Below are 5,681 nucleotides of genomic sequence, written 5' to 3'. Positions count from 1 at the left end.
GGTAATAGGCGTCGTAGTAACCGGCCGACAGCACGTAGGTGCCGATCATGATGCGGCGCTTGACCTCACGGCCGAAGCCGGCGGCGCGCGACTTCTCGTACATCTCGACAATGTCCTTGCCGGGCACGCGCAACCCGTAGCGCACGCCGTCATAGCGGGCGAGGTTGGACGAGGCTTCGGCGGGCGCCACGATGTAATAGGCCGGCAGCGCGTATTTGGTGTGCGGCAGCGAGATGTCGACGATCTCGGCGCCGGCATCCTTCAGCCAGGCAATGCCTTTCTGCCAGAGCGCCTCGATGTCTTGCGGCATGCCGTCGACGCGGTATTCCTTCGGAATGCCGACCTTCATGCCCTTGATCGGCTTGCCGATCACCGCTTCGTAGTCAGGCACCGGCCGGTCGACCGAGGTCGTGTCCTTCGGGTCGGAGGAGGCCATCGACTTCAACAGGATGGCGGCGTCGCGCACGTCGCGCGCGATCGGACCCGCCTGGTCGAGCGAGGAGGCGAAGGCGACCACGCCCCAGCGCGAGCAGCGGCCATAGGTCGGCTTGATGCCGACCGTGCCGGTGAAGGCGGCGGGCTGGCGGATCGAACCGCCGGTGTCGGTCGCGGTGGCGCCCGCGCAGAGGAAGGCCGCGACGGCCGAGGCCGATCCGCCGGACGAGCCGCCCGGCACCAGCTGGGCGTTATCCAGGGTCCGCGCGGTTTTCGCGCCGCCGGCCGAGACGAAGCCGCCGTCACCCTGATGCGTCGTCGGCATCACCACCGTGTCGAGGCGCGAGCGCCGCCATGGATTGATGACCGGACCGTAATAGGAGGTTTCGTTGGACGAGCCCATGGCGAACTCGTCCATGTTGAGCTTGCCGAGCATGACGGCGCCGTCGGCCCAGAGATTGCTGGTCACGGTCGATTCGTAGTGTGGCTTGAAGCCGTCCAGCACATGGCTGCAGGCCTGGGTGTGGACGCCTTCGGTGGCGAACAGATCCTTGATACCGAGCGGAATGCCTTCCAGCGCCCCGCCCTCGCCTTTCGCGAGCTTGGCATCGGAGCCCTTGGCCATGTCGCGCGCCTTGTCGGCGGTGACGGCAATATAGGCATTGAGCACCGGATTGGCGCGCTCGATCGCCGAGAGATAGGCTTCCGTGATCTCGGCAGCCGAGATCTCCTTGCCGCGCAGCTTGGCGCGGGCCTCGGAAATGGTGAGATGTGTGAGGTCGCTCATCAGGCAAGGCTCTTTTCGTAAAACACCGACCACTCGGAGTCGGGATAATCCAGCACCGGGCCGCAACGCGAAAAACCGGCGCGCTCATAGACGGTCCAAGCGGCGGGATGGCGGTCGCCGGTCTCCAGAACCAGGCGCTTCAGCCCTTCCTGCCGCGCCAGCGCCTCGACCCGCGCGACGATCTCAGCGCCGATCTTGCGGCCGCGATGCGAGGGCCGCGTATACATGCGCTTGACCTCGCCGGTCGCCCCGCCATGGCGCTTCAGCGCGCCGCAGCCGACGGCAAGACCACCGTCGCGGGCGATGAACACGGTCGTGTCATGGCCAGCCATCTGCTCGACGGTCAGGTGATAGCAATGTTCCGGCGGCGTCAGTTCGAGCAGCGCCGCGTTGAGCTCCGCGATCAGCGCGCGCACCTCGTCCTGCAAGGGCGTCTCGACGGCGATCTCGACGGCCATCGTGCCCTACTCCACGACCTTGGGAACGAGGAAGAAATTCTCGTCCGTAGCCGGCGCGTTGGCGACGATGTCGGCCGCCTTGCTGCCGTCGGTGACGACGTCCTGGCGCTTCTTCATCTCCATCGGCGTGACCGAGGTCATCGGCTCGACGCCGGACACATCGACCTCGTTCAGTTGCTCGACGAAGCCGAGGATGGCGTTCAGTTCGCCTGTCATGCGTTCGGCGTCCTCCTCGCTCACCGCAATACGGGCAAGGTGCGCGACGCGCTTCACGGTCTGAAGATCAACGGACATATCTATCGCCTCGGGAAAACCAGTGCGGGCTATAGCGGCGCGGCGCTTGCGGCGCAATATCGATCATGTTGAACCGAGTGGACTGCGGACCGCTCCGGCGCCTGGAAGAAGGCCGGCTCAGATCGCGATCGGTTTGCCGATCTCCGGCAGCGCCACCTTGACGCCGGAGCCTTCCATGCCGGCCACGAATTTGTCGGCGGTCTGGTCGATGATCGGGAAGGTGCCGAAATGGCAGGGAATGACCGTATCGAAGTTGAAGAAGCGACGGCAGGCAAGGGCCGCCACCGCGCCGCCCATGGTGAAGCGGTCGCCGATCGGCACGATCCCGATCTTCGGCTCATGCAATTCGTTGATCAGCCCCATGTCGGAAAAGATATCGGTGTCGCCCATGTGATAGAGCGTCCTGTCCTGCGGGAAATGCAGCACCAGCCCGCCTGGATTGCCGAGATAGGTGTTGGTGCCGCCCTGGCCGCCGAACGAGGAGGAATGCAGCGCCTGGACGAAGGTGACGGTGAAGGGACCGCAATCGACGGTGCCGCCGATATTGCCGGGATTGATCTTCTTGTCGCTGACGCCCTGGCCGACGAGATACATGCACACTTCGAAATTGGCGACCAGCATGGCGCCGCTCTTGTTCAGCACCTCGATCGAACCGCTGACATGGTCATTATGGCCGTGCGTCAAGAGAACATGCGTCACCCCTTCCGCCGGGCCTTCCCAGCCGCCCGTCCAGGACGGATTGCCGACCAGATACGGATCGATGAGGATATTGGCGTCCTTTGTCTCGATGCGGAATGCCGAATGTCCGTACCAGGTCAGTTTCATGAATGCGTTCCTCGATTTTCTCGTTATCAAAGGATAGAACGCCGACGGCAAATTGAAAGTCCCGCGGCCTGTCAAAAAGCCGCGCGGCGAATCACTGGGGTGGGCCGTTGAGCATCATCAGCATCGAGGAATTGCCGGCCCGGCTCGCGGGCGGCCGCACGCTTGCCGGCCTCGACCTCGGCGACAAGACGATCGGCGTGGCGGTGTCGGACCGCGGCCTGTCCTTTGCCCATCCGCGCCCGGTCATCCTGCGCAAGAAGTTTTCGCTCGATGCCGCCCAGTTGCTGGCTCAGCTCGAGAAGGACAATGTCGGCGCGATCGTGCTCGGCCTTCCCGTCAACATGGACGGGTCGGAAGGGCCGCGCGCGCAAAAATCCCGCGCCTTCGCGCGCAACATGGCGACCTTGTCCGACCTGCCTTTTGTACTCTGGGACGAGCGGCTGTCGACGGTCGCCGCTGAAAGAACGCTGATCGAGATGGATTTCTCGCGCAAGAAGCGCGCCGGCAAGATCGATTCGGCGGCCGCCGCCTTTATTCTGCAGGGAGCGTTGGACCGGCTTCAGTCGCTCGGCCGATCCGCTCCGGACTGACCGGGCCGTCTCGGCGCTGACTGATCCACTCGGCGATCTGGCGCCGGCGGCGGAATGCCACCAGTCCGAGCAGCAGGAAAGTGTCGAACACGCAGGCCCGCGCGACCATGCCCGGGATGATCGCCGGATCGATGCCGAGCATCTGGCCGTAAATCTGGAAGACCAGGTCATGCAACTGGCGGCTGAGCATGACGTAGCCGAAATTGAGGTCGTTGAGCGACAGGAAGAACCAGCCCCAGAAAAGGACCAGCGGAGCAGCCCAGAATGCGAACAGCGTGCGCATCAGCGGCGACCTCCCGGCCTGGTTTCCGGGTGACTGGAGATGCGGGACAGCAGCGAACTGTGCGCGGCGCCCGTTGCGATGCGATGAGCAGCCAGGCGGGCCTCGTTCTCGTGCATGGCCGAGCGTCGCTCGGCGAGCACTGCGACATAAGAGGCAAGCAGCGCCGTCATCTGGACGGCGACCACCATGAACAGCCCGTTGATGCCTTGCGCGGCGCCACCCACGAGGATGATCGACAGCAGGAAAGAGGCAAAGATGAAGGCGATCCGCACCACTGCGTCGCCGGCATCCGGCCTTGTCGCGATGTTGAGCAGCGTTTCGACGAAAGCCCAGCAGAACAGCAGCGCGACAATCAGCAGCGCGATCGAAAGCGGCGCGACGACGAGGGCCTGATCGAGACCCGGAAAGCGGCTGCTTTGCACAGATACGCCAAGCACGCCGAGCGCCGACGCGATGCCGCGATCGCCATCCATGCAGATATAGGCCAGCAGGGCGAAAACGACCGCCCAGTGCAAGGCCAGAAATGATGTCAACACGTGCCGCATGCGCTTCCTGCCTGGCGGAGCACGGGCTCATGGTTAACACTTCCCTACTCCGGTGGACAGAGTGGTCTCTGTAAGGGCTCCCCGCAACGGAAACCATTTGTTAGGGTTAACGGCCATCCACAGGCCGGCGATGGCGCGGCTTGTCGGGGCTGTTCAGGTCAGCGGTGGATAGAGCGTGTCGATGATCATGCGCGCGTCATGGCGCGAATCGAGCATGCCGTAGGTGGTTCGCCACTGGCCGCCGAGCCGAGTTTCGACGAAGGCGTCGGCAATCCGCCCTGCCCCCAGCCTGCGCAGCTCCGCCGCCGCCGCCGACAGCGCCAGTTGCTCGGTGAGCAGGCGCGCCGAGCCCTCATCGGTCGAAGCGACCTGCATCGCCGCTTTGAGCACGCCGATGGTGCCGCGCCCGCCGGTGCCGAGATCGCGGTCGATGCCGGCCAGCACCTCCTCGAACAGGGCGGGCGCGCGGCCGAGCACGCGCAGCACGTCGAGCGCCATGACATTGCCCGAGCCTTCCCAGATCGCGTTGACCGGGGCCTCGCGATAGTAACGGGCGAGCGGCGCTTCCTCGACATAGCCGTTGCCGCCGAGGCACTCCATGGCCTCGTAAAGCAGCGGCGGCGCGATCTTGCAGACCCAGTATTTGACCACCGGCGTCATGGCGCGGGCAAAGGCCGCCTCGCCGCGATCGCTTGCCGCCTCGTCGAAGGAGCGCGCGAGCCGGAACGACAGCGCGGTGGCGGCGGCGACGTCGAGCGCCATGTCGGCCAGCACCCGCTGCATCAGCGGCTGGTCGACCAAATTGGCGCCGAACACCTGGCGATAGCGGGAGTGGTGGACGGCCTCGGCCAACCCTGCCCGCATGATAGCCGAAGACGCTACGGCGCAGTCGAGCCGGGTCAGCGTCACCATATCCATGATCGTCTTGACGCCGGCGCCGGGCTCGCCGACCATCTCGCCGATGGCGTTGACGAACTCGACTTCCGACGAGGCGTTGGAGCGGTTGCCGAGCTTGTCCTTGAGGCGTTGGAAGCGAAATCCGTTGCTGGAGCCATCACCCAGGATGCGTGGAACGAGGAAGCAGGATAGGCCCTCCGGCGCCTGGGCTAGCGCCAGGAAAGCATCCGACATCGGCGCCGACATGAACCATTTGTGCCCGGCGAGCCGATAGAAGCCACTGCCGATGCGTTCGGCCTTGGTGACATTGGCGCGTACATCGGTGCCGCCCTGCTTTTCGGTCATGCCCATGCCGAGCGTAAGCCCGGTCTTTTCAACCGGCGGCTTCTGGCTCTGGTCGTATTTGCGCGTCGTCACGCGCGGCGCCCATTCGCGGAACAGTTTCGGGCTCGCCATCAGCGCCGCCAGCGAGGCGCTGGTCATGGTGATGGGGCAAAGATGCCCGGTCTCCAATTCAGCGGTCAGGTAGAAGCGCGCCGCCCTCACCTGATGGCGGCGGCCGATCTC

Annotated in this window: 8 protein-coding genes; 1 reads left to right on the top strand and 7 read right to left on the bottom strand. The window is 64.9% G+C overall.

The annotated features are described in order from the left end of the window. The 4 genes from EOA29_RS23005 to EOA29_RS22990 form a co-directional block, all read right to left on the bottom strand. Nucleotides 1–1,222 (bottom strand): amidase family protein (locus EOA29_RS23005; protein ID WP_145969751.1); only part of this gene is annotated, 1,222 nt, incomplete at its 3' end. Next, a complete protein-coding gene (locus EOA29_RS23000; protein WP_126093859.1) occupies nt 1,222–1,680 on the bottom strand; it encodes a GNAT family N-acetyltransferase in 459 nt (152 codons plus the stop codon). The genes EOA29_RS23000 and EOA29_RS23005, both read right to left, overlap by 1 nt. A 6-nt stretch (nt 1,681–1,686) precedes the next feature. After that, nucleotides 1,687–1,974: an Asp-tRNA(Asn)/Glu-tRNA(Gln) amidotransferase subunit GatC gene (gatC, locus tag EOA29_RS22995; protein WP_126093858.1), complete on the bottom strand. Its 288-nt coding sequence runs from the start codon at nt 1,972–1,974 to the stop codon at nt 1,687–1,689. Nucleotides 1,975–2,091: 117 nt separating this feature from the next. Then, on the bottom strand, nt 2,092–2,799 hold the full coding sequence (locus tag EOA29_RS22990) for a metal-dependent hydrolase (protein ID WP_126093857.1): 708 nt from the start codon (nt 2,797–2,799) through the stop codon (nt 2,092–2,094). Between the two features lie 107 nt (nt 2,800–2,906). Here EOA29_RS22990 and ruvX point away from each other — a divergent pair, with 107 nt between their 5' ends. Next, nucleotides 2,907–3,389: a Holliday junction resolvase RuvX gene (gene ruvX / locus EOA29_RS22985; protein ID WP_126093856.1), complete on the top strand. Its 483-nt coding sequence runs from the start codon at nt 2,907–2,909 to the stop codon at nt 3,387–3,389. On the opposite strand, the gene EOA29_RS22980 is transcribed toward ruvX, so the two are convergent. From EOA29_RS22980 to EOA29_RS22970, 3 genes are all read right to left on the bottom strand, one after another. Next, a complete protein-coding gene (locus tag EOA29_RS22980; protein WP_126093855.1) occupies nt 3,331–3,672 on the bottom strand; it encodes a DUF6105 family protein in 342 nt (113 codons plus the stop codon). The genes ruvX and EOA29_RS22980 overlap by 59 nt on opposite strands. Then, nucleotides 3,672–4,217, bottom strand: coding sequence for a hypothetical protein (locus EOA29_RS22975; RefSeq protein ID WP_126093854.1), 546 nt, complete (start codon nt 4,215–4,217; stop codon nt 3,672–3,674). The genes EOA29_RS22980 and EOA29_RS22975 overlap by 1 nt, the downstream gene beginning before the upstream one ends. Nucleotides 4,218–4,370: 153 nt before the next feature. Beyond that, nucleotides 4,371–5,681, bottom strand: a 1,311-nt coding sequence (locus EOA29_RS22970; RefSeq protein ID WP_127221597.1) for an acyl-CoA dehydrogenase family protein, incomplete at its 5' end; no start/stop codon positions are given.

The sequence above is a fragment of the Mesorhizobium sp. M1E.F.Ca.ET.063.01.1.1 genome, from assembly GCF_003998155.1.
In the GTDB taxonomy this organism is placed as follows: domain Bacteria; phylum Pseudomonadota; class Alphaproteobacteria; order Rhizobiales; family Rhizobiaceae; genus Mesorhizobium.
Note: the sequence above shows the minus strand (reverse complement) of the source record. Positions and strands in the feature narration are given on the sequence as shown.